25 protein-coding genes are annotated in these 20,288 nt (G+C 44.1%); 11 read left to right on the top strand and 14 right to left on the bottom strand.

Going from position 1 to position 20,288, the window contains the following annotated elements; genetic code table 11:
- Positions 1-39: 39 nt before the first annotated feature.
- Positions 40-699: a hypothetical protein gene (locus DK846_RS08385; RefSeq protein ID WP_146201180.1), complete on the top strand. Its 660-nt coding sequence runs from the start codon at positions 40-42 to the stop codon at positions 697-699.
- 41 nt (positions 700-740) lie between these two features.
- Positions 741-1,484: an NAD+ synthase gene (locus DK846_RS08380; protein ID WP_109968491.1), complete on the top strand. Its 744-nt coding sequence runs from the start codon at positions 741-743 to the stop codon at positions 1,482-1,484.
- Here the strand turns inward: DK846_RS08380 and DK846_RS08375 are convergent.
- Positions 1,475-2,179: a glucose-6-phosphate isomerase family protein gene (locus DK846_RS08375; RefSeq protein WP_181391690.1), complete on the bottom strand. Its 705-nt coding sequence runs from the start codon at positions 2,177-2,179 to the stop codon at positions 1,475-1,477. The genes DK846_RS08380 and DK846_RS08375 overlap by 10 nt on opposite strands.
- Before the next feature lie 46 nt (positions 2,180-2,225).
- Positions 2,226-2,972 (bottom strand): DUF128 domain-containing protein, encoded by a 747-nt coding sequence (locus DK846_RS08370; RefSeq protein ID WP_109968490.1) that lies wholly within the window; start codon positions 2,970-2,972, stop codon positions 2,226-2,228.
- A 59-nt stretch (positions 2,973-3,031) separates the two neighbouring features.
- On the opposite strand from DK846_RS08370, the gene DK846_RS08365 reads away from it, so the two are divergent.
- The gene (locus DK846_RS08365) at positions 3,032-3,979 is read left to right on the top strand and encodes a hypothetical protein (protein WP_146201179.1); all 948 of its coding nucleotides are present in this window, start codon (positions 3,032-3,034) and stop codon (positions 3,977-3,979) included.
- 2 nt (positions 3,980-3,981) lie between these two features.
- On the opposite strand, the gene DK846_RS08360 is transcribed toward DK846_RS08365, so the two are convergent.
- Positions 3,982-4,467, bottom strand: coding sequence for a peroxiredoxin (locus tag DK846_RS08360; RefSeq protein WP_109968488.1), 486 nt, complete (start codon positions 4,465-4,467; stop codon positions 3,982-3,984).
- Between the two features lie 41 nt (positions 4,468-4,508).
- On the opposite strand from DK846_RS08360, the gene DK846_RS08355 reads away from it, so the two are divergent.
- Entirely contained in the window at positions 4,509-4,988 is a 480-nt protein-coding gene (locus tag DK846_RS08355) for a 23S rRNA (pseudouridine(1915)-N(3))-methyltransferase RlmH (RefSeq protein ID WP_109968819.1), read from the top strand.
- A 10-nt stretch (positions 4,989-4,998) separates the two neighbouring features.
- Here the strand turns inward: DK846_RS08355 and DK846_RS08350 are convergent, their stop codons facing one another.
- Positions 4,999-5,655: a transglutaminase-like domain-containing protein gene (locus DK846_RS08350; protein ID WP_109968487.1), complete on the bottom strand. Its 657-nt coding sequence runs from the start codon at positions 5,653-5,655 to the stop codon at positions 4,999-5,001.
- 567 nt (positions 5,656-6,222) lie between these two features.
- Here DK846_RS08350 and DK846_RS08340 point away from each other — a divergent pair.
- Together DK846_RS08340 and hisH are read left to right on the top strand one after the other, a co-directional pair.
- Entirely contained in the window at positions 6,223-7,683 is a 1,461-nt protein-coding gene (locus DK846_RS08340) for a phosphoadenosine phosphosulfate reductase domain-containing protein (protein WP_109968485.1), read from the top strand.
- Complete coding sequence (gene hisH / locus DK846_RS08335; RefSeq protein WP_109968484.1) at positions 7,683-8,288, top strand: imidazole glycerol phosphate synthase subunit HisH; 606 nt, start codon at positions 7,683-7,685, stop codon at positions 8,286-8,288. Before DK846_RS08340 ends, hisH begins: the two co-directional genes overlap by 1 nt.
- A gap of 18 nt (positions 8,289-8,306) precedes the next feature.
- Here hisH and DK846_RS08330 read toward each other — a convergent pair whose 3' ends face one another.
- The 4 genes from DK846_RS08330 to DK846_RS17460 all read right to left on the bottom strand — a co-directional run bounded on the left by DK846_RS08330 (position 8,307) and on the right by DK846_RS17460 (position 10,158).
- A complete protein-coding gene (locus tag DK846_RS08330) occupies positions 8,307-8,684 on the bottom strand; it encodes a response regulator (RefSeq protein ID WP_109968483.1) in 378 nt (125 codons plus the stop codon).
- A 124-nt stretch (positions 8,685-8,808) separates the two neighbouring features.
- Positions 8,809-9,486, bottom strand: a complete 678-nt coding sequence (locus DK846_RS08325; protein ID WP_109968482.1) for a 2,5-diamino-6-(ribosylamino)-4(3H)-pyrimidinone 5'-phosphate reductase — start codon at positions 9,484-9,486, stop codon at positions 8,809-8,811.
- Between the two features lie 10 nt (positions 9,487-9,496).
- Positions 9,497-9,769: a DUF1894 domain-containing protein gene (locus DK846_RS08320; RefSeq protein ID WP_109968481.1), complete on the bottom strand. Its 273-nt coding sequence runs from the start codon at positions 9,767-9,769 to the stop codon at positions 9,497-9,499.
- A gap of 230 nt (positions 9,770-9,999) precedes the next feature.
- The gene (locus tag DK846_RS17460; RefSeq protein WP_181391689.1) at positions 10,000-10,158 is read right to left on the bottom strand and encodes a hypothetical protein; all 159 of its coding nucleotides are present in this window, start codon (positions 10,156-10,158) and stop codon (positions 10,000-10,002) included.
- A gap of 154 nt (positions 10,159-10,312) precedes the next feature.
- Here DK846_RS17460 and DK846_RS08315 point away from each other — a divergent pair, with 154 nt between their 5' ends.
- The 3 genes from DK846_RS08315 (at position 10,313) to DK846_RS08305 (ending at position 14,316) form a co-directional block, all read left to right on the top strand.
- Positions 10,313-10,921, top strand: coding sequence for a hypothetical protein (locus tag DK846_RS08315; RefSeq protein ID WP_181391688.1), 609 nt, complete (start codon positions 10,313-10,315; stop codon positions 10,919-10,921).
- Between the two features lie 504 nt (positions 10,922-11,425).
- Positions 11,426-13,453 (top strand): M13 family metallopeptidase, encoded by a 2,028-nt coding sequence (locus tag DK846_RS08310; protein WP_109968479.1) that lies wholly within the window; start codon positions 11,426-11,428, stop codon positions 13,451-13,453.
- 218 nt (positions 13,454-13,671) lie between these two features.
- The gene (locus DK846_RS08305; RefSeq protein WP_109968478.1) at positions 13,672-14,316 is read left to right on the top strand and encodes a hypothetical protein; all 645 of its coding nucleotides are present in this window, start codon (positions 13,672-13,674) and stop codon (positions 14,314-14,316) included.
- A 365-nt stretch (positions 14,317-14,681) separates the two neighbouring features.
- On the opposite strand, the gene DK846_RS08300 is transcribed toward DK846_RS08305, so the two are convergent.
- Positions 14,682-14,870: a hypothetical protein gene (locus DK846_RS08300; RefSeq protein ID WP_109968477.1), complete on the bottom strand. Its 189-nt coding sequence runs from the start codon at positions 14,868-14,870 to the stop codon at positions 14,682-14,684.
- Between the two features lie 309 nt (positions 14,871-15,179).
- On the opposite strand from DK846_RS08300, the gene DK846_RS08295 reads away from it, so the two are divergent.
- Positions 15,180-15,692, top strand: a complete 513-nt coding sequence (locus DK846_RS08295) for an HdeD family acid-resistance protein (RefSeq protein WP_109968476.1) — start codon at positions 15,180-15,182, stop codon at positions 15,690-15,692.
- A 65-nt stretch (positions 15,693-15,757) separates the two neighbouring features.
- On the opposite strand, the gene DK846_RS08290 is transcribed toward DK846_RS08295, so the two are convergent.
- Together DK846_RS08290 and DK846_RS08285 are read right to left on the bottom strand one after the other, a co-directional pair.
- Entirely contained in the window at positions 15,758-17,011 is a 1,254-nt protein-coding gene (locus tag DK846_RS08290; RefSeq protein ID WP_109968475.1) for a PAS domain-containing sensor histidine kinase, read from the bottom strand.
- Positions 17,012-17,251: 240 nt separating this feature from the next.
- Positions 17,252-17,734, bottom strand: a complete 483-nt coding sequence (locus DK846_RS08285; protein WP_109968474.1) for an HD domain-containing protein — start codon at positions 17,732-17,734, stop codon at positions 17,252-17,254.
- A gap of 296 nt (positions 17,735-18,030) precedes the next feature.
- On the opposite strand from DK846_RS08285, the gene DK846_RS08280 reads away from it, so the two are divergent.
- Positions 18,031-18,918, top strand: a complete 888-nt coding sequence (locus DK846_RS08280) for a class I SAM-dependent methyltransferase (RefSeq protein ID WP_109968473.1) — start codon at positions 18,031-18,033, stop codon at positions 18,916-18,918.
- Positions 18,919-19,162: 244 nt separating this feature from the next.
- Here DK846_RS08280 and DK846_RS08275 read toward each other — a convergent pair whose 3' ends face one another.
- The 3 genes from DK846_RS08275 to DK846_RS18025 form a co-directional block, all read right to left on the bottom strand.
- A complete protein-coding gene (locus DK846_RS08275) occupies positions 19,163-19,447 on the bottom strand; it encodes an ATP-binding protein (protein ID WP_181391687.1) in 285 nt (94 codons plus the stop codon).
- Positions 19,448-19,682: 235 nt separating this feature from the next.
- The gene (locus DK846_RS08270; protein ID WP_109968471.1) at positions 19,683-19,928 is read right to left on the bottom strand and encodes a type II toxin-antitoxin system MqsA family antitoxin; all 246 of its coding nucleotides are present in this window, start codon (positions 19,926-19,928) and stop codon (positions 19,683-19,685) included.
- Between the two features lie 5 nt (positions 19,929-19,933).
- Positions 19,934-20,185, bottom strand: a complete 252-nt coding sequence (locus tag DK846_RS18025) for a DUF4258 domain-containing protein (protein WP_281269822.1) — start codon at positions 20,183-20,185, stop codon at positions 19,934-19,936.
- Positions 20,186-20,288 lie beyond the last annotated feature (103 nt).

The raw sequence follows: 20,288 nt of genomic DNA, 5'->3' as shown, positions 1-20,288 counted from the left end.
GTTTATGGCAGAGAATAGTTAAGACTGATTGGGATTCTTATGCAGTGTGACCGGTGCAGGATGCCTGCCGTCTTATATCAGAGTTATTCAGGGCGGCACTTGTGCGCTGACCACCTCTGTACTGATATCGTATCAAGGGCAAAGCGTGTGATCAGACAGAATCACTGGCTGGTCAGGGGAGATCGGATTGGTTTTTTTGAAGGTATGCGGGGTAGTGAACCCTTGTTTGTATTTCTTGAAAACCTCTTGAATAATAGGTCTGATGTGGGTCTCATCAGGTTAATTCTTCCTGATTCCGCCACTCTGAATGAACCTGTTCCTTTGCAGGCGCTGTCAGATATTGCAATAAAGGCCGGGGTAACACGGATTGCTCTTTCTGATACTACAGAAGACATTGCAGTCAGGACTCTTGATGCCCTTTTCAGTGATAAGGTAGATCTTCTCCTGAATGGGGATCATCCTAACTTATCAATTCCCGTTATGCTTCCCTTCAGAGAGATTCCGGATAAAGAACTGCAACTGTTTGCAGATCATTATGGAGTATCGGTTCGTGGGTTAGAATATCAGGAATATCATCTGATTTCTCTTGAAAAATCTCTTCGGACACTTCTTGGAGAGTTTACGGCAGGTCACCCCTCCGCTCCCCATGCCATGCGACATTATCATGATAACCTCCTGTTCCTTACCAGTGAAGACTGATACCTTTTTTACTCCCTGTGGGAAGTGGTATACTGGTGCTTATGCCGGATTGTTCTGATATCGCAGATCAGATCTCTGATCTTCTTCGGGCAACATTGAAAAAATCGCATGCCAGTGGTTATGTCGTCGGTTTATCCGGTGGTGTTGACTCAGCGGTGGTGGCTGCCCTCTGCACCCGAGCTGTAGGTTCATCCCAGGTGCTCGGAATATATATGCCAAGTGATGTCACTCCTCCAGTGGATGGAGCTGATGTTGCTACACTTGCCAGGGTCCTCTCAATACAGGTTGAGACCATTCCTATTGGCAAAATCGTAGATCAATACCGGATGATTCCCGGATTTGTTGAGTCCAACTATCTTATCGGCAACCTGATGGCCCGTACCAGGATGGCAGTACTCTATTATGTTGCAAATCGCGATTCATTCCTTGTCTGTGGGACATCAAACAGAACTGAGTTTCTCCTTGGATATTGTACAAAACATGGCGACAATGCAGCAGATGTCCAGCCCATAGTCCACCTGCTCAAGACAGATGTGTGGGATCTCGCCCGGTTTCTCGGTGTTCCTGACTCGATAATCTCCAGGGCACCATCTGCGGGCCTCTGGCATGGCCAGACCGATGAAGATGAACTTGGAATCTGTTATGCCGAAATCGATGCTGCGATTAAAAGTTTAGATAAGAGTGGATGGAGCCCTGTATCGGAGACTGAAAAAAAAGTTGCAGCCCGGTGTGCGTCTTCCTTACACAAACAGAATCCTGCACCGAGTCTGCTTAATCAGGTGTAGAGATAGAGTCCGGGGTAGAGATCCTCAAACTCACGGGGATGATTGAGGAATCTGAGCCTCATGACATCCCCTACCAGATCGTATAAACTCTTGTCAGGGAAGGGTTCAGGGAGATGAGTACCGGTTGCATCAACAATTCTGATATCTGGAATGTCTGCAGGGTATGCCGGATTCTTCTTCATGCCCCCGTCTGAAAAGATGTAGTATGCTCCCCCTTTCAGCTCTTCATATGGCAGGTACTGGCTTGCAAACGCAGATGATACCAAATTTGCCATGGTGAGGGTCTCCATTGTCGGGTTGACTGTGATGTGCCCATATCCTGGTGGTATCAGGATGAGATCCCCTTTTTCTGCTCTGACTAGCACAATATCTGAAAGGTCGCGCTTTTGTAACAGGTAATATGCTGCTCCTTCTAGAACTTCATATATCTCGGGGTAAGCGAGGCCGTCTGGGGAGAGAGGGTGGTAATGGCCCTTGGTTTTTATCCATTCCTTGCAGATGGTGCGGGAGGGAATACGGGTAACATCGTACCTGATCTGCTGTACATCAAACCATTCTTTATCTGAATTATTACGACATACCCCACGGTACATCTCATACAGTGGTCCTTCACAGACACAGGAAGGATCTGCCAGTACAGAACGGATCTCAGCCCCTGACCTGATATCCGGGTTATTGAGCGGCAGGTCTATCATTATATATCATCCTCGTACGTGGGAGTATAAATGTCCTTTGAAGTATTTACATGTCAGTGATGAATTCCATACGTGATATATCTGTTACGCCCTTCATTGCCTGCATCCTTACGTGAACACCCTCTTCTCGCAGTGCAGCAATCCAGTTTGTTCCTCCGAGAGCTGCTACGCCCATGTACTGTGGATCAACTGCAACACCAAGACATGGAGTATTGGGCAGCCCGAGATCAAGAATGCCTGTAAAATAACTCTCACTGAGTTCTTCAAGAACCTCTTCAACCTTGTCTTCAGCCTCCATATGGCATTCCCTGATGTTACCAAGCAGGCTTCCTGTTCCTGTCTCCATGACATCAAGAACAGAGGTGATCTCCTGTGATATCAGTACCTGCAGGGGGTCGATGGTTGTGGATTCATACTTGATCAAGTGGGTAAACCTGCGTGGGATGTTATCAATCACCTCGACTACCCCTCCTCCAACCGGGTTAAACGGGATTCCTCTTTTGACCAGGAGTCCATCAAGAGTGGTGCTGCAAAGCGTGAGAAGACCACATTGACCTGAAGGAATTGTATACCCGTCGTTATCCTCGCCCTCATTGAGCACTCTTATCAGGCCGCTTGGTGAGACCCCGGCTTCGCAGGTAGCCCTGAACACTGAAAGAGCGTAATCGAGATCCTCTTTGTGAATAAGTGAGAGGTTATAGACCACCGTCCCGGTCCCTTTTGCAGGTTCAAAGGTGACCTGCATGGCATAATCCTCGATCCGATGGCTGACAAACCTGAGAGGATCGCTCATAACTCAGTTAATCCGGTATAAAGATAGAAAAATATTCTTTTTTATGAGTGGATCTGTATATGATGGAACAGAGGATCAGGGAAAAAGCAGTCAAGGCGATTTCTGATATTCTGAAGTCAGCAGGATATGATGTACATCACGCATCCCCGCCGATTGACCTTTCAGCCGTGTCAGGCAGTACTTTTCTGGTTGTTGTCTGTTCAGATGATCAGGAGGAGGTAACCCGGTTCTCAGAGACCGAGTATACCGTTAAGGGTGAAAAAGGGGAAAAGATATGCGAGAAACTGCTCGTTACCTTTGATCCCAGTATCGAGGCGCCGGACTGTATTGTCTGGTATGCCGAAGAATTTGCCAGATACGCCGGTGAGGCGATCCTCTCACGTGTTATCGGCAGGCAGCTTCTTCTTCAGCTTGGTGACTCGGGCGCTCCTGTGCGCAGTCACGAGTACTCTGATGACCAGGCCGGAAACAGTATAAAGATCCCGCACTTGCCGGTCCGCGTCCACCGTGAAGAAGCTGAAGATAAAGCCGGAGTTCCCGGGGTTGCGACTCTAAAGTTCCTTCCGTACTGGCTCTACCGGTACACAAGTAGGGGTTCTGGGAAATTCAAGGATCAAGATGTCTCTTTTGATGGATCAGGTGTCGGTGCACTGAACGCAATTAATGGCTCTCTTATAGAGGTTGATCCTGATACTGTTACCCGCAGGAGCATTCCCCAGGGTTCTGAAGTGATCAGGCATCAGATAGATAAAGAAACCGCAGACGAGAAGATCACAGGGAACTTAATTACGAGCATGACTCGGAAAGTAAGGGCACGTCAGGTAAAAGGTGATGCCATCTATTACGAGGAGAAGAATGTTGCACCTGAACGGAGCAATATTGCGCTTGAATTGAGAGAACTCTTCATCCCGATATGGCAGATCAAGGGAAAGAAGATAGTTGAGATTAATGCTCATACAGGAGAGCGACTTCGCGAGCCTATGGATGACGGGGTAGAGGTCTTCTGACCTCATCGCTTTTCGTCTGCCATCAATTCCCTGAGTCGTGATGAGACTGTTTCAACATGGCCTTTCACTTTGACTTTGTGCCAAAAATCTTCAATAATTCCGTTTGGGTTTATCAGAAATGTGCTTCGTTCAACACCCATATATTCCCTGCCATACATCTTTTTCAATGTCCAGGCTCCATAGGCCTCAATAGTATTATGCGAAGGATCTGCGAGCAGGATGAGATGTAGGTCATGTTTTTCAACAAATTTCTGATGGCTCTCCACGGTGTCTGGGCTGATCCCAACCACCGGTACCCCTATTTCTGAAAGTTCTTCGTACACTGCAGAGAATGCAAGTGCTTCAGCAGTACATGCTGATGTATTGTCCTTTGGGTAAAAGTAAAGAATAATCCAGGATCCCCGGAAATCAGCATGACTCCGGATTTTTCCATTCTGGTCAGGAAGTGCAAATTCTGGTGCCTTGTCACCGGGAGAGAGTTGTGGCATATACTTTCAATATGTCACCCCTTTCATACATATCATTCCGGATGCAGATTGATATTTGTGCCATCGGAAAGGTGAAAGAACCATACCTTCGTGATGGTATCGCTGAATACCTTAAACGCCTTTCAGGATATTGTACAGTTAAAATTGTGGAATTTTCTGAGGAACGGGTAAAAGAGAATGCAAGTGTCCATGAGATTGAGTCAGCCTGTCAGCAGGAGGGAAAGAACCTGCTCAGGGCTGCCGGTCAGGCGGGGTACCTGATAGCAATGGATCCATCTGGAATTAGTCTGTCAAGCGAAGGTCTTGCTGGTCTTGTCAAAAGGTGGGAGATAAATGGACCTCATCATATTGCAGTGCTGATTGGGGGTCCGCATGGTTTATCTGATGAAGTAAGAGATCAGGCTGGACTCCTTCTCTCTCTTTCGCTCATGACTTTTCCTCACCAGATGGCCCGTTTCATCCTTCTTGAACAGATCTACCGGGCATACACAATCAACCGGGGGCTTCCCTACCACCGGTAAAAAAAGTAGATTACACCAGAACCGGGGGTGCAGAACCTGATCGGTGGACTTGACTGGGAGGGGTCTGGATCCGGGCTGAGGCATTAATGAATGCGGAGATATCCGGAGATATCTTGAATAAGTGCATAATTTCATCCCAGGGTTCTGGATAGATATGTGGGTCGAGCCATTCCCCTGGATCTTCCATCTTCGGGTATGCAATCTGTTCAATCCCATAAGGATTGAACTGGGCATCAACACCGGGTTTGTTTCCTCGCGGATCTAGACGGAACCAACGCCCATCGTCCTCGATCCATACTGCTGCAAGTCCATGAAGGACGTATGAACCGTCCTCTTTCTTAAGTCTCTGATAGCAGAGTCCTGCAGGAATTCCAACCGATCTGCAAAGAGACACAAACAGGTGCGATTTTATGAAACAGAGTGCATGACCAGCAGTCATAACCTGAGTGGTTTTCCAAATCAGTTGCGACTGTCCCGCATCAACAGAATGGGATATTTCGTCCCGTACGTAGGTGTAAAGGCATTGAATCTGTTCGTATTCAGTACTTGTTCCCCGGATCAATTCACGTGCACGATTCCGGATTCCAGGATCCGTACAAGATATCACCGGTGAACATGCCAGGTATGGAGTTACCGATACCGGGCGAACGAGTGGGGGGAGAGGCATGAGTGTTCACCTGATTTTATCTTCCTGACCATCTCTATATCTACTTGTTGATTTCCCTGTTTTGTAGAATGACCGTCCTATTTTTGGTATTCTGGTGATCCTGTCATCACTTGACCAGAACATCTCGTAATCGATATTTCATAGATACAGTTCAGGATGACACCCTAACATGGTTGTAATATCATCAGAGTTCGAGGGTTTGGGGGAGATCATTCCCAGGTTGAAGGGTGAATTTGTGAAGGTTTCCCACACACATAGGTCTCTTCTATTATATCGTATGAGCCTTTTTGTTCATTTTTTATATGCGCGGAAACCTGCTGTGATGCTGCTATGTCTCTTATTAATCAATGTTCGGTTTGATGATGCGGAGCATATCCGATTAATTATTAAATGATTGTAGATTTCGAATTCTCTTATTATGAATAGCTTAGTTGGATTATGCAGAATCCAGGACATTATGTGTACCGTAAAATCATTCCTGATGGCATAATGGGAATTTCATACCCTGTTTGGTTCTGACTATTGTCCATAATCGTATCTAGGAATGGAACAAACAATTACAGCAGCATGGGTGGACTCTATCACGGCAAAATTCTCCTGCACTGGTGCGATAATTGTCATGCTCCAGTCATGGCAGACCGGTGTGCCTGTGGAGCTGAAGCGCGATCAGTTCCGGTAACACCCCCCGGGGATGCAAGACCTGCCTTTCCAGATGATATCCTGTTTATAAACAATCTCTTCCTTGATCGGTTTGGTATCATCTTGATTCCAGAGGGCTGGGTGGCTCTTGTTAATAAGGTTCCAGACAAGGATCGGATGGAAGAGATTGTTGTTGGGGGGGCAGTTGTAGGAGCGATTAGATATCTTCCAGAGGCTGGGAGATGGGATGCACTCCCACGACCAGAAGCCGCCCTTATTCAGAAGCCTGAAAAACGGTACGTGATCGTTGATGATGGTGCAGGCCCATCAATCAGGGAAGGGGCAAGTCTTCTTGCTCCCGGATTTGTCAGTTGTGATCCTGGTATCGCAGCAGGTGATGAGGTATTTATGCTCACCAGATCGGGTGAGTGTGTCGGTGTTGGAAGGATGAAAGTGGATGCTGATGAGGCGTCTGTGATGGAACGCGGGCAGATCGTCAGAAGCCGTAAGAATATCAGATCCCAATTCACCCCTGGATCTGCAACCTGGGATGAGGTGGTTGCAGCTAACAAGGATGTGCTGATTCGGCTTGAGTCTGCAACAAAGCAGTTTATTGAGGAACATATAGGTCCCTATGCCCACCTTCCAACCAGTGTTTCCTACTCAGGAGGAAAAGACAGCCTTGCCAGCCTTCTTGTAGTGATGAATACCTTTCGGAAACTGCCGATCCTGTTTATCGACACAGGCATGGAATTTCCCTCAACATATGAGAACGTCAGGCAGGTAACAGAAAAGTATGGGCTTGAGTGTATCATGGTTGACTCAATGGGTGAGTTCTGGCGTGAGTTTGAAGTTCAGGGTCCCCCTGCCGTGGATTGCCGGTGGTGTTGCAAAACCGCCAAGCTTGAACCTCTTAGGAAATTTATCGAGAGTACCTGGGCCGAGTGTGTCTCATTTGTAGGGCAGAGGAAGTACGAGTCTGCATCCCGTGCTAAAAATCCCCGTGTCTGGCGCAATGCTTTTGTCCGCAATCAGATCTGTCTAGCTCCTATCCATAACTGGACTGCCATGCATGTCTGGCTTTATATCTTCAGGGAGAAAGCGCCGTATAACGAGATGTATGCCCACGGAGTCGATCGGATGGGGTGCTATATGTGTCCGGCAAGTGATATGGCCATTCTTGAGCGGATTCAGAGTCATGTTCCTGAACTCTGGAAGGAATGGGAAGAAAAGATGGAAGGATGGCGTGTCAGGCACGAACTACCTGAGTCATGGATGACAGAAGGAACATGGCGTGTCAGAAATGATAGAAGTCAGGAAGAACCAGAGTCATTTGCCAGACATGATGCCCAGACTGGAAGGGGAAGGAGATCAGGGAGGTCTGGGTAATGAGTAAGATCGCAATCGTTGATTATGGTCTTGGTAACCTGCGCAGTGTCAGCAAAGCTCTGGAAAAAGTTGGTGGGAATGTCAGTATCACTGGAAATCTAGATGAAATCCGTGCTGCAGACGGGATTATCCTCCCAGGAGTTGGAGCCTTTCATGAGGGTATGGCCAGACTCTCTGATCTGCAAACAGCCCTCCTTGAAGCGCAGGGACAGGTACCTGTTCTAGGTATTTGTCTGGGTATGCAAATGCTCATGGATTTTTCAGAAGAGCATGGTCTTTCTGCCGGTCTCGGTCTTATTCCCGGAACTGCGCGCCGATTCAAGCGAACCCAGGGGTACAAAATCCCACATATGGGCTGGAACCAGGTTTCACTATCACAGGATGATGATCCCCTCTATAGCGGGATTCCGGATGGGTCGTTCTTTTACTTTGTGCATTCGTACTGGGCTGATTCACCTGACCAGTACTTGGTGACATCAACCGAGTATATCAACCGCTTCGCCTCATCAATAAGGAATGGAACTGTTTGGGGAACCCAGTTTCATCCTGAAAAGAGTGGGGAGGCTGGTCTTCAAATCCTTGAGAACTATATTGGAATGGTCTGAAGAATTTGGTAATCAGATTTATTTTTGCAGTGCCATCTCAACTGTTGCTTTGAGCTGGTTGTCAGTGAAGGGTTTTACAATAAAGCCCCGTGGTTTGGTGAGCTTAGCTCTTTCTATTGTTGGATCATCCATGACTGAACTGATGTACACAATGGGGATTGAGAACTTACTTTGAATCTCCTCTGCAGCCATAATCCCATCTTTCTCTCCAGGGAGGTTAATATCCATCAGCACAAGTTTAGGTCGCTTATCAGGGGTGTATGTCTCTAATTTTTCAAGTGCACCCTGATAATCCTCTGCAGTTCCCATGACCGAGAACCCAAGTTCAGTCAGCCTCCACGATATTAGATCGTTTATCACCGGGTTATCTTCAACAATAAAAATTCCGCCTTCCACTCTGCTCCACCAATTTCTACTATATCTTCCCCTTAAATCTATTAAGGGAGTCGGTTTTGCACACTATATCACTCTCTTAGGTAACTAGAATTGAACTATTCCAGATATTTTTCAAAAATATTGGCTATCGTCTGACTCTCCAGTCGATCTGCACCCCCTGATCCAACTGCTGAATCTGCATTAGTTCGAGTTTGGTAAAGTCGGTCTCCTGTGTCCATCCTGGTCCATCCGCAAGAGTGGGAGCACTTGATCCTCCTATGATAATATTCCCTATAAACATGCTGAGTTGGTCAACAAGACCTGCGTTAAAGAGACCTGCTATGAGTGTTCCTCCTCCCTCAACCATGAGCCGCTTTATCCCCTGACTTCCAAGTTTTTCCATAAGAACTACAAGGTCCACTTCTTCAGATCCGGTAGAGATGATCTCAGCATGAGGACTGAGCGCAGCAATTCTTTCTTCCGGAGCTGCAGAAGATACCGCTACTATTCGTTTTCCCGGCCCTTTGTGGAGGATCTTAGCATTCGGAGGTGTTCTTGCCTTGCTGTCGATAATTATTCTTATAGGGTGTTCGGGCCTGCCTGTGCTAAGCCGGTCTGCAATTCGCTCTGGTGATTTTACAGTGAGGGATGGATCATCAGCAAGAATGGTCCCAATCCCCACCATGATGGCGTCTGCACCCGACTTTATAATATCAACACGGGCAAAATCATCCGTGCCTGAAATCTTTACCTGTCTGCGTTCCCTGGTAGATAATTTCCCATCTGCTGATACAGCTACATTAACCAGTATGTATGGTCTCATGCCTGTGAACCTACTTTTTCTTTCTGAGTCTCTCAATCTCTTCTCTTCCGTCTGGGACCTTGACTAAAAAGGTTCCATGACAAGGCTTGGTAAAAGGGAAGATTATTGCATCCCCGTCCACTGCAACCCGAATTGGGGGAACTCCGATGATCCTCACTTCAAACATTTTATACCCCGGCTCCACATCATATTTTTCCGGAAACCTTGCAAGGTATTCCCGTGCTTCCTTGAAAGAGATCTTTGCAAGAAGTACTTCATAGGGGAGTGATTCTAGGCATCCCATGATAACGTCTCATATATTTCCCTTAGATGAAGAAGATGAGATCATGATATTTTGTGAATAATCGGGTATACTCAAAGTATCGATCACATCACTAGGTAAATTTCTGATCAGAAGGTATAGTCTCCTAACCAATATCCACTCATTCGGCTTCCCCCGATATGAGATGCACGGTCCTTTTCTAAAAAACCATGTCATCTTCTTTTTATGCCCACTTGGGACTTTTTAAATATTCAATATATAAGCAGTCCTAACCAGGCAGTATATGAAATGATGATCATCAGTATCACCACAATTACTGCTCCTTTGAAGAGGCATTCTTTACAGATTCCGGTACCCTTATGCAGACATTCTTCGCAGCACGCTGCGTTGCAGATCCTGCACTGTTCCATGGCTTCTCTGTCTTGATGCACGTGACAGTATTGGAGACGATAAGTTTCTGGATTCATAATGACAGGTATCCTAGTGATAGATGTAATAAAAAATTTGGTATCAATTCTATACTGTCTGCCTGAAAAGATATGAACTCATGCAGTGAACGAATATGTGATGAAGCGATCTCTGCTCCTTTTTAGTACCGGTGTCCTAATCGTTCTTCTCACCGGGATAACCTCATGTATGGCTGCTAATACCGAGATGCTCCAGTGTGGAGATGTAACCTATAATCCTGAATACCAGTCCTGTTGTAATGGCAAGGTCTATGAAGGTACTCGGTATTCCAAATGCGGGGACTCCTGTTACAATATGGATACACAGACCTGTTGCTCCAAGAAGGTAACTGATGGTCCATGTTTCCCTGAGTGCGGTGATGGGACCTATAATCCGTCAAATCAATCATGTTGTCTGAAGCACACGTATGATGGGTTAAAATGGGGTATCTGTGGTGGAAATACATGCTACAATCTTACTACCCAATCCTGTAGTTATGGTAAGGTTTATGATGGGATGAAATGGGGTGTCTGTGGTGATAAGAGCTACAACCTGACAACTCAGTCATGTTGCAAAGGAAAGATTTACGAAGGAAAAGATTTGGATCTTAAACCATGTGGTCCAGATACATGCTATGATTCCCGGAATCAGACCTGTGCACGTGGAAAGATCCAGCAAAAAGATCCCAATGCAACGGCAAGCGCAATTCCATTCTTTGGTGAATAAAAATAGTATCTGGAATGGTAAAATCCCTTTTTTGTGTTTCTTCTGAAGAAATTGAATTAACCTGGAGGCTAATTTGAACCAATTTTCATCTAGGTTTACGAGGAGGGATCATACCCGATTGCTTTCCTGTATAATTCCAGTGTAGGAACCTTCATCGAAGTAACGAATGGGATGATCTCATTTTCAGAATCTTCGTTGACATAAAGTAACTTGTCTTATGATTGCTCAAATCTCCTCTTCACACCTTTTTTCTCCCTAATAATCCCTCCATCCCTTGGATTTCTCCTCTCTTATTTTAAAAAATTGTGAGGGTTGCAGTTTACACTGATATGAGATTTGTAATGGAGAAGGATGAGATACATTAAACACTAAGAGTTCGTTCTGAATTTCCCTTACAGAGATCAACCCCGATGCTTTCAATAAGAAGATAGAATGGTCGGGTGTTCATCTTCGTCTCTAAAAAATCAATAGTCTGTGTGATTTCTAATCCACGAGAGCGTGTATATGGTTAAGGTTTTACTGTTTTTGGCTATCCTTCTCCCCTTGTTGATACAGGCAGGGTATGCGAATACTACTATTGTGTCAGGCCCGTTCACCCTTGATACCGGGGTAAACCCGGGAGATGATCTCTTTGGATATGTGAATAATCCCTGGATTGAGAATCACCCGGTTCCTGAAAACAAGAGTTCGTATACTGCTTTTACAGAGGTTGAGGAGAAAACCCTTGAACAATTACGAATCCTGTTTGAGCACGAGGCTGATGATTATGCTACGGGACAAGAGAGTTTGATCGGCAAATTTTACTCAAATGGAATGGATACAGGGTCCATCGATCGTCAGGATCTCTCTCCACTGAAAAGGGAACTAACCTCGATCGATGAGGTATCTTCACACAGCGATCTCATGAATGTCTCTGTCCTGCTGGTCCAGGAGGGGATTTTTCCATTTTTTCTCTACTATTCAGACCAGGATCCTATGAACTCCTCGTATATTATTTCTCAGGTTGAACAGGGTGGGCTTGGTCTGCCTGACCGTGATTACTACTTCCGCAATAATACTGGCAGTAGAAAAATCAGGGAGGAATACCGGCGTCATATCAAAAATACCTTCCTCTTGATGAACGAGAATGAGACTGAAGCTGATTGTGATGCCCGGGCTGTGTACAGGATAGAAGAAGAGATTGCCTCTTCCCATTATACAGAGATTGAGAACAGGGATCCCTGGAATACTACCCATATCCTTTCATGGAATGATCTGAACTCGCAGTACCCTAACATCAGTTGGGATACTCTGTCATCAATCAACGGATCCGGGAAATCAGACCGGGTTAATGTGCATCAGATTTCAGCAGTGAGCAAACTAGATCAAATGCTCATGGAAGTACCCCTAAATGACTGGAAAAAATTCCTTAAGTTCAAATTTGTAGATTCACTGTCTGAATCTCTTTCCAAGGCGTTTGAAGAAGAACATTTCAATTTTTACGGACGTATTCTCGATGGAGTAAATACACCGGAGCCGAGATGGAAACGGGTTCTTGCTACGGTTGACGCAGGAATCTCTGAAGAGGTCGGAAGGCGGTATGTAGAAAATTATTTCAACTCCAGTGTCAGGGAAAAAGCGAAAAATATCTCCCATACTATCAGGTTAGAACTTCGTGAGAGGATTCAGAACCTAACCTGGATGGAAAATTCCACTCGTAATGCCGCGGTTGAAAAACTTGATGCTATGGATGAAAAGATTGGATATCCAGATAACTGGATGGATTACTCAGATCTGAACCTTTCTGATTCGTATGCCCGCAACATCCTTGAAACAAATCACCACAAGTTGATCCACGGTCCTATGGGGCTTGAAAAGATTGGAGGAACTGTGGATCGGACAGCCTGGCTGATGTCTCCCCAGACCACGAATGCATATTACTCACCAGGCCGCAATGAGATCGTCTTCCCTGCGGCTATGCTTCAACCCCCTTTCTTTGACCCTGCAGAGAATGATTCGATTAATTACGGAGGGATAGGGGCTGTGATGGGTCATGAGATGACACATGGATTTGATGATCAGGGTGGTCAGTATGATAAGGATGGCAACCTTCGGAACTGGTGGGATTCAACCGATACTGCGAAATTTGTAGTCCAGGAACGCCTGATCATTGATCAGGTTAATCGGTTTGAAGCGGCTCCTGGTGTTTTTATAAACGGGAACCTGACGGTCGGTGAGGATGTTGCTGACTTTGGCGGACTTACCCTTGCGTACCATGCCTGGGATAAAAATGGTCGTGATGTCATTGATGAGCCGAACTCTAATAATATTACGCCTGTAAGGGAATTTTTTATGTCTTTTGCAAGGAGTATGCAGGGAAACGCCACTGATCAATTTCTCCGCGCCAGTGCATTAACAGGGCAGCACCCATGGAATAAGTTCAGGGTGAATGGGGCACCGTTTAACGTCCCTGAATTTTATAATGCATTTCCTGAAGTTGGGCCTGGAAATCCGCTTTACCGGGCCCCTGAAGAACGACCAGTTATTTGGTAATTGATAGTAAGGTACAAAATCAGTGATTCATTCTTATTCCCAACTGATTATATCCAAGAAACGGGATCCTGATATGGTTTTTTACATCACGCTGCCTGACTTCCCGGTATTATATGAGAAAAATTGTTGTACGTATTGAACTCACGTACATGAGTCCTGATGCCTGGACTGGGAATAAGGTGTGAAACCTTATTTAGAAGCACTCTTATCTTAACGATATGCAACGATCTGATAGTCTTTTGATCTGTATTGTACTCCTGATTGTGGCTTGTGGTTTTTCGGCAGTGACCGCCAGTACCAGTTCCAATGTAATTGGAGGAGACAGAGGGTGGTACGCATTTCATTGCCATGCTGATGGGACAGAGATATCCCTGGATAATGATGTCAAAGGTGTAATCACCGATGGAGAACTCTCTGTCCCCATCTACACAACCGGGACTCCGTATAAGTCGTATACTGCCACGTATGACAGGGATGGGTATCATCAGTCTGTAACCCGACCATTGACAGAAGTTCCGGGTAAGGGGGAGACGGTTGATATCTATGTTGATATCAATCCGGTCCCGACTCCACAGCCAACCCGTGTTCCTAAGCCCGTTGGTGGCGATCAAGGTTGGTATTATGTTTATTGCAATGTCCCTGGAGCAACCGTTTCCTTTGATGCCGAAGTAAAAGGAACAATCTCAGGTAATGTGCTTGTCGTCCCGGTGTACACAACCGGAACACCTTACTCTACGATAACAGTTAGTGCTTCTGATTATGTGACTGTTACAGAACCAATCGAACAGCATCCCGGAAAAGGTGAGACTGTAGATCTGTATATCACCCTGAACCGTGAGAATGATATCCCGATGACTGGTTAGTCCCCTATCTTTTTTTGTCCTTCTTTTTCTTTAGTCTCATTTGTCTAATTCCTGATCAAAGCCCCAGTTTTTTCACTCTCTGACCTTTTTTTAAAAAACGAAACATGAGAATAACGCGTATTTTTATAATGCAGTATCATTTCTTCGAAGTTTCTGGTGTTTTAATGTGCTGGGTACCTTATCTACAGGCTGGGCGGCATTGCGGCAAAATATAGCTAATGCGGAACGATGCGGGAAGGTGCCGCTCTGAAAACCGTTATATTCTTACCTTAGTTGAGAGAATAAAAAATATAAATTCAATCATTAGTATGAGAGCGGCATATGGGAGAAGTATGAAGCCAGGGAAGGTCATCTGATCACAGGGGTTACCGGTATCTGATCCCTGGATCTGCCGCAATGCCGCCCACACTATCAAGATAATTGATCATTGCGTTGGGATTTAAAATTAAGGTGAATATCTCAGAGTGGCAGTTTATTTTTCCACCGCTTGATGCCGCATCTGCCGCCTGTATGTATGCCTGTTCACATCCGTGTTTAGCCTCCCCGGGAATCAAGCATCTTCACGGGATTGCAAAAATTGTGAGACTTCAGGTGAGGAAGAAAGGTAGTATGATAAATTCAGGGTCCTTTTAATCAGATACAGGAAGGAATCTGGAAATCCCGACTGTGTTACATAACCCAGAGGTATTCTCGTAGAGTATAACGGAGAACGGTCCGGAACAATCCCGATCTCTTGCTCATTGCTTTAAATCGCTTTAGGAAAGCACATTTAGAAATAATCTTCGTTCCACTTCGATTAAATCTGTAACTCTTCTTCACTCTTTAAGAAACCTTTATGTCCAGCCGCTCACTATTCTCATCCTATGGATACTGATAGAATTCTAGCAGTGTTTTTGAGTCTAGTTGCTCTCTTATTCGGGATAGTCGCTGTAACATCACCAGGGATCGTATTTGATTTTCTGGTTCTGATTATCGGCATTATCTTCCTGTTAGTGGGAATTTTAACAGCGGGGGTTGCACTGTCTGCAGAGAGTGGGACGTCAAAGATGATCCTGTTTGGGTCTGGTCTTATTAGCATCGTAATAGGTCTTCTTGCAATTATCTCACCCTACGTTGCCACCATCGCGATAGGTTATCTGATTGCTTTGTGGCTAGTGATAAATGGTCTGCTTACAGTTGCGTATGCAGTCTCAATTCAATGGGAAAAGCATCGGATCTTCACAGGATTTGTAGGAATAATCAGTTTTCTGATCGGTATTTTTCTGTTCATAAACCCGGGTGCCGGAACTGCTCTTCTGACTATGATACTGGGCATTTTCTTCATTGCATACGGGGTCTTGTCTTTGATTGTGAGCCTTTTTTACTGGAAGGTATAACCCTTTTTTTCGAACCTATCCCTGGATCCTACTGAGTTCCTTTCCAATGGATCAGTGGACTATGTTCAATCTGATTTCGCTAACCGATACCCTGAAGCTGGGATTCTGATCTCAAATCGTGCTCCCTTTCCCGGAGTTCCATTCTCTATAATACTGATTCCAGTCAATGAAAGAATCTCCCTAACCAGAAAAAGTCCCATTCCCTTATCCCGTGCGTAACTTTTCTCGAAGATAAGATCTTTTAATTCAGCAGGTACGCCGACTCCGTTGTCTTCAATAATCAGTGAAAGGGTTTCATCCCCCTCCTTATATCGTAGTGATAGATGGGTTGCATTTCTGCCGTGTGTTATTACATTTTCAAATATGGTGGAAAAAGCGTACTCAAGCAGTGGATCAGCATAACACTCCAGTCCCTCCAGATCCATTTCACGGGATAGGTGGGATAGATCAAGATGGGATATGGCATTGAGTACAACGATCGAGAGATTATGCCAGGCTGGTTTTTTACTCCCAAGATCCTGATAGGATTTCGAATACTGGAGTATGTCGCTGATCTTTCTGGTTAATGAATGAACTGGTTCCAGGTATGGAAGAAGCCTTTCATCTGTGTTCAATTCCTTGAGCAGTTCTACATACCCAGTGAGTGCATAATTAGCGTTCAGCGTCTCCTGAATCGTTACATTATTCAGATAAACGAGTTTTTCCTGTGATCGTTTTGCGATTACTTCGACTTTTTTATGTTCAGTGATATCCTGGATACTTCCAATGCTATAGAGAGGATTGCCTGAAGAGTCAACAACGATGCAGAAAATGTCTTTCAGCCAGAGTTCAGTACCATTTTTATGCCTGAACCTGTATTCCACGACACCTCTCCCTCCTCCTTTTGTTATGATATCCTGAACATACTCTCTAATTTCAGTAGTATCATCTGGATGAACCCTGGAATGGATCTCATCAACAGTAAATAATGTAGCCTCATCGGGGGTATACCCGGTAATCTCGAGTATAACTGGACTTAAATATTCATATGTGTCGATCTGATAGTTCTTTTTATAGAAAGCTACACTCGAGTTTTCGAGAACTTCCTGAAAACGTGAACGGCTCGCTATCAGTTCATTTTCACGTTGTTGAAGTTCGGTATAATTTTGGCGGAGTTCTTCTTCTGTTGCAAGAATCTCCTCGTTCATAGCATTCAACTCTTCGTTCTTTCGCTTTAATTCGATTATCTGCTCCTGCAGTTCGGGGTAGTAACTCTTACGATGAGAAGAAGCACCAAGGCCGATGATCTTCTTCCACTGTTCTTCAGAGTTATTGGTCATGTATCCTCAAATGGTCAGGGTGAGTTCTGCCTATGAATGAAAAAGATAGAACGGTTATTATTGCTCTTGTGCTTATTTTATTCACCAGGGGGATAAATTTATCCTTTTTTTAATGGGCTTATTATCCTCACCATGTTCTTGGTTTGGAGAAGAGAAAGAAGTTTGAACCTGGTGGTGCTTTATATGCCGCTATCGAGGAAAAATAAGTTGCTACCTTTCTCATTCAGACTTGAGAGATCCTTAAAGGTACATCTCTGTGAGAAGCCGGGTTCCGGATTGAGTTTTGAAATAATTTTCTTTGATTTTCCAGACTGACTCATTACTCATTGAATCTTCAAAAAAATTGACCAGAAAGTCGGCTTCTACCAGAATCTGAAAATCTATATCATCGATAGCCCGGTAGGTGTGATGATTTCCGATCAAAAAACATATCCTTTCGATATGATCCGGGTCAAGATGGTATGGTGATAGAATTTGACGTGCAATCGGAGGGCCTTCTATTTCCTGGTGCTTTCCTGAAGAAGAGTTGTATTTTCTTTCTGCCTCTTTGATTCCAATATCATGCAGTATAGCAGCAATATTGATTAAGATTTTTTTAGAATCCTCAATCTCACTTTCAGAGGCGATAATCTGTGCAAATGAATGAACTTTGAGGGCATGATTGATTCTTCTGACATCACCGTCAAAGTACCGGACCATGTCAGCCATTATACTGGTTATCATTGGGTATCTCCACTTGGTATAGTCTCTAGATTATCAGCATAACTTGATTAAGGGTATACTTTCCAAGGAGAAACTAAAATACAAGTGTCTATACACTCACAGATTCGCATTTCATCTATGAGCCAAGAGATTAAACCCAAATTTGGCATTGTGACGTTTGAACCATCAATTATCTCTATATATAGATCAAAGGTCGATATTCTTAGATTTAATCTTTTTGTACAAAAGGATTCAGAATTTTAAACTTGATTATGGTGAGAGTCGAATATAAACAAAAAAAAAGATATATATGAATTATGCAAAATGGTGTTGAATTTTTTCATCCTTTAAACCATCGAATCGAATTAATTAAATCACGGAGATTTGATCCTAGAATCAACATCGTAAAAGATTCAGATATGAGAATAACTGATCGGGATTCTCTTAACCGAATTTGCGATATATCTGAATGGCGAATGTCTGGTGAAATCGCAGATATTTTTCAGTCAATTCATGAGGGTACATATATTCATCGTAAATCATGGGAATATGCAAGGTGTATCTATGGATTAAAAAAACTTGGTGCCATAAAACAAAGCAGTAAAGCGATCTCGATAGGTGCCGGAAAAGAAAAATTACTTTATTATTTTACAAATCACATCGATAAAATCATTGCAACAGATCTTTATAGTGAGTGGACATCAGAGGATGGCCTCATTATGATGAAAAATCCAGAGAAATTTGCTCCTTTCCCATATAACAAAGAAAAATTGGAAGTAATTTCAATGAACGGAACAGATTTGAAATTTCCTGATAATACTTTTGATTTCGCGTATTCTCTTTCTTCTATTGAGCATTTTGGAAGTAGAGATAATGTTAAAAAATCAATGTCTGAAATATTCAGAATCCTGAAACCGAATGGAATTGTTTGTATGGTTACTGAGTTAATCCTAAATATTGCCACTCATCCAGAATTTTTTACCCTTGATGAGTTGAAAAAATATATCGTGGAACCATCAGATATTCCTTTTAAACTCGTTGGTGGTGATCTTGATCTCAGAATTTCGCGTTCCCTGGTACAGAATCCAATTGATATGGATATTCCAGATAATGAAAGAAATCTCTTTGTAAGTCCTCACATTGTTTTGAAAGCAGGACATGTGATATTTACTTCAGTGATTGTATTTCTTCAAAAACAAGGATAACTTCATTGAATCATTTTTCATGAAAAACCCGGTCCTACAGTACTGGGTCAACCTTTTTCTGTACTGGCTTTTGAAGAATAAAAGCAACTTCTCGCAAAACATTTTGAAAATCTCTACAACCGATGTCTTTCTTGGAACCATTAAAGACACTTTTTGTAGGTTTACATGAATACCACCTTTCACAGATGTTTATAATAAGAATATAATTTCATTAAAAGTTGAAATATAAATCTTAATTGAACACTCATTGCCGCCGAGTGTTCGATGTACCGTATGGTGGGTTGTTGCCTTTCGGAATCCGGACGATGAGGAGATGGCCGGTCCCTTCAGGGACGTTCAGTTCTTCGACTTCGGCCTGAATATGAGGGTTGGTCCGGTCAAATATTCCCCTTCTCCATGTGTCGAGATTGTACCCTTTTGCTCCGTGAATAGCCTCTGAACGCCCGAGTGTTTTGTCTGATACCCCGAAGACAACGACACCTCCATCTGCGTTAGAGAAGCAGACCGCATACTCGATGGCAACTTTCATATCACCTTTCGGATCATCCCACGGTATAAGCGAGAACCTTAAACTCGAGATCATCGGCTAGGGAATGATCCAGGTGATCCAGAAGACGGAGGATGTCATCGTTTGTGGGGATGGTCATGGATTTGGTCTACCTATATGTTGATTGAGGTATTCGAAAATTGATTAGTGAAGAAAGCAGTCAATACTCTTGAAACAAGGGGAGTATCTCATGATATTTTTGACGACGTGTCAGCATTTACGCAGGTAACTCGATCTCTCCTGCTGCAAGTGGTCTGACACAGATCTTCCCTGCATGAACCTCCTGCATCACCTTATCAATCTTCTCAGAGGTTTCATAGGAAAACCACGCTTCTCCACATCGCTCGCAAACCCATGCCGGAACATCTTTGATCACAATCACTTGATCATGAACCCGTGCCATGAATTCAGTCTTCCCCTCTTTCATTTCGCCCTTACAGAACTGACATACTCCTGGCTTCATTTTTTTCACCTCCTGAATCGATCATTGGTACAGCTTTCATCCGGATGATACACCGTGATTTTTTTGATGTGATCTGCACAGCACCCAACAACCACATGATGAGCGATTCCTCGCAGATACCCGAGCATGAGAAATGATGGACATGGGGCATCATCTTCATACTCTTCTATGATCTCTCCATCTGTCAGGATATGCAATATATCCTCTGATGAAATGCCACGTTCGAATAAATAATGGATGGCTGAAAATGAAGACAATTGCAATCGTCGGTGGTTGAGACTTTCCGTGTGAAATTCTTTGATAGGTTTTTGAATTCAAATAATTTTAGTTCAAAAAACATAATCGAAATAAAATTTCCCT

The organism is Methanospirillum lacunae (assembly GCF_003173355.1).
GTDB lineage: Archaea > Halobacteriota > Methanomicrobia > Methanomicrobiales > Methanospirillaceae > Methanospirillum > Methanospirillum lacunae.
This window is presented reverse-complemented; position numbering and strand designations above follow the sequence as displayed.

Coding starts and splice junctions, on each gene's coding strand:
- DK846_RS08290 (WP_109968475.1), bottom strand. CDS start 17,011: ATGACCAATAACTCTGAAGAACAGTGGAAGAAGATCATCGGCCTTGGT.
- DK846_RS08385 (WP_146201180.1), top strand. CDS start 40: ATGCAGTGTGACCGGTGCAGGATGCCTGCCGTCTTATATCAGAGTTAT.
- DK846_RS08275 (WP_181391687.1), bottom strand. CDS start 19,447: ATGAAAGTTGCCATCGAGTATGCGGTCTGCTTCTCTAACGCAGATGGA.
- DK846_RS08360 (WP_109968488.1), bottom strand. CDS start 4,467: ATGCCACAACTCTCTCCCGGTGACAAGGCACCAGAATTTGCACTTCCT.
- DK846_RS08365 (WP_146201179.1), top strand. CDS start 3,032: ATGATGGAACAGAGGATCAGGGAAAAAGCAGTCAAGGCGATTTCTGAT.
- DK846_RS08350 (WP_109968487.1), bottom strand. CDS start 5,655: ATGCCTCTCCCCCCACTCGTTCGCCCGGTATCGGTAACTCCATACCTG.
- DK846_RS08305 (WP_109968478.1), top strand. CDS start 13,672: ATGCAACGATCTGATAGTCTTTTGATCTGTATTGTACTCCTGATTGTG.
- hisH (WP_109968484.1), top strand. CDS start 7,683: ATGAGTAAGATCGCAATCGTTGATTATGGTCTTGGTAACCTGCGCAGT.
- DK846_RS08285 (WP_109968474.1), bottom strand. CDS start 17,734: ATGATAACCAGTATAATGGCTGACATGGTCCGGTACTTTGACGGTGAT.
- DK846_RS08370 (WP_109968490.1), bottom strand. CDS start 2,972: ATGAGCGATCCTCTCAGGTTTGTCAGCCATCGGATCGAGGATTATGCC.
- DK846_RS08325 (WP_109968482.1), bottom strand. CDS start 9,486: ATGAGACCATACATACTGGTTAATGTAGCTGTATCAGCAGATGGGAAA.
- DK846_RS08355 (WP_109968819.1), top strand. CDS start 4,509: ATGCAGATTGATATTTGTGCCATCGGAAAGGTGAAAGAACCATACCTT.
- DK846_RS08320 (WP_109968481.1), bottom strand. CDS start 9,769: ATGGGATGCCTAGAATCACTCCCCTATGAAGTACTTCTTGCAAAGATC.
- DK846_RS08310 (WP_109968479.1), top strand. CDS start 11,426: ATGGTTAAGGTTTTACTGTTTTTGGCTATCCTTCTCCCCTTGTTGATA.
- DK846_RS08375 (WP_181391690.1), bottom strand. CDS start 2,179: ATGATAGACCTGCCGCTCAATAACCCGGATATCAGGTCAGGGGCTGAG.
- DK846_RS08270 (WP_109968471.1), bottom strand. CDS start 19,928: ATGAAGCCAGGAGTATGTCAGTTCTGTAAGGGCGAAATGAAAGAGGGG.
- DK846_RS08295 (WP_109968476.1), top strand. CDS start 15,180: ATGGATACTGATAGAATTCTAGCAGTGTTTTTGAGTCTAGTTGCTCTC.
- DK846_RS08340 (WP_109968485.1), top strand. CDS start 6,223: ATGGGTGGACTCTATCACGGCAAAATTCTCCTGCACTGGTGCGATAAT.
- DK846_RS17460 (WP_181391689.1), bottom strand. CDS start 10,158: ATGGAACAGTGCAGGATCTGCAACGCAGCGTGCTGCGAAGAATGTCTG.
- DK846_RS08280 (WP_109968473.1), top strand. CDS start 18,031: ATGCAAAATGGTGTTGAATTTTTTCATCCTTTAAACCATCGAATCGAA.
- DK846_RS08380 (WP_109968491.1), top strand. CDS start 741: ATGCCGGATTGTTCTGATATCGCAGATCAGATCTCTGATCTTCTTCGG.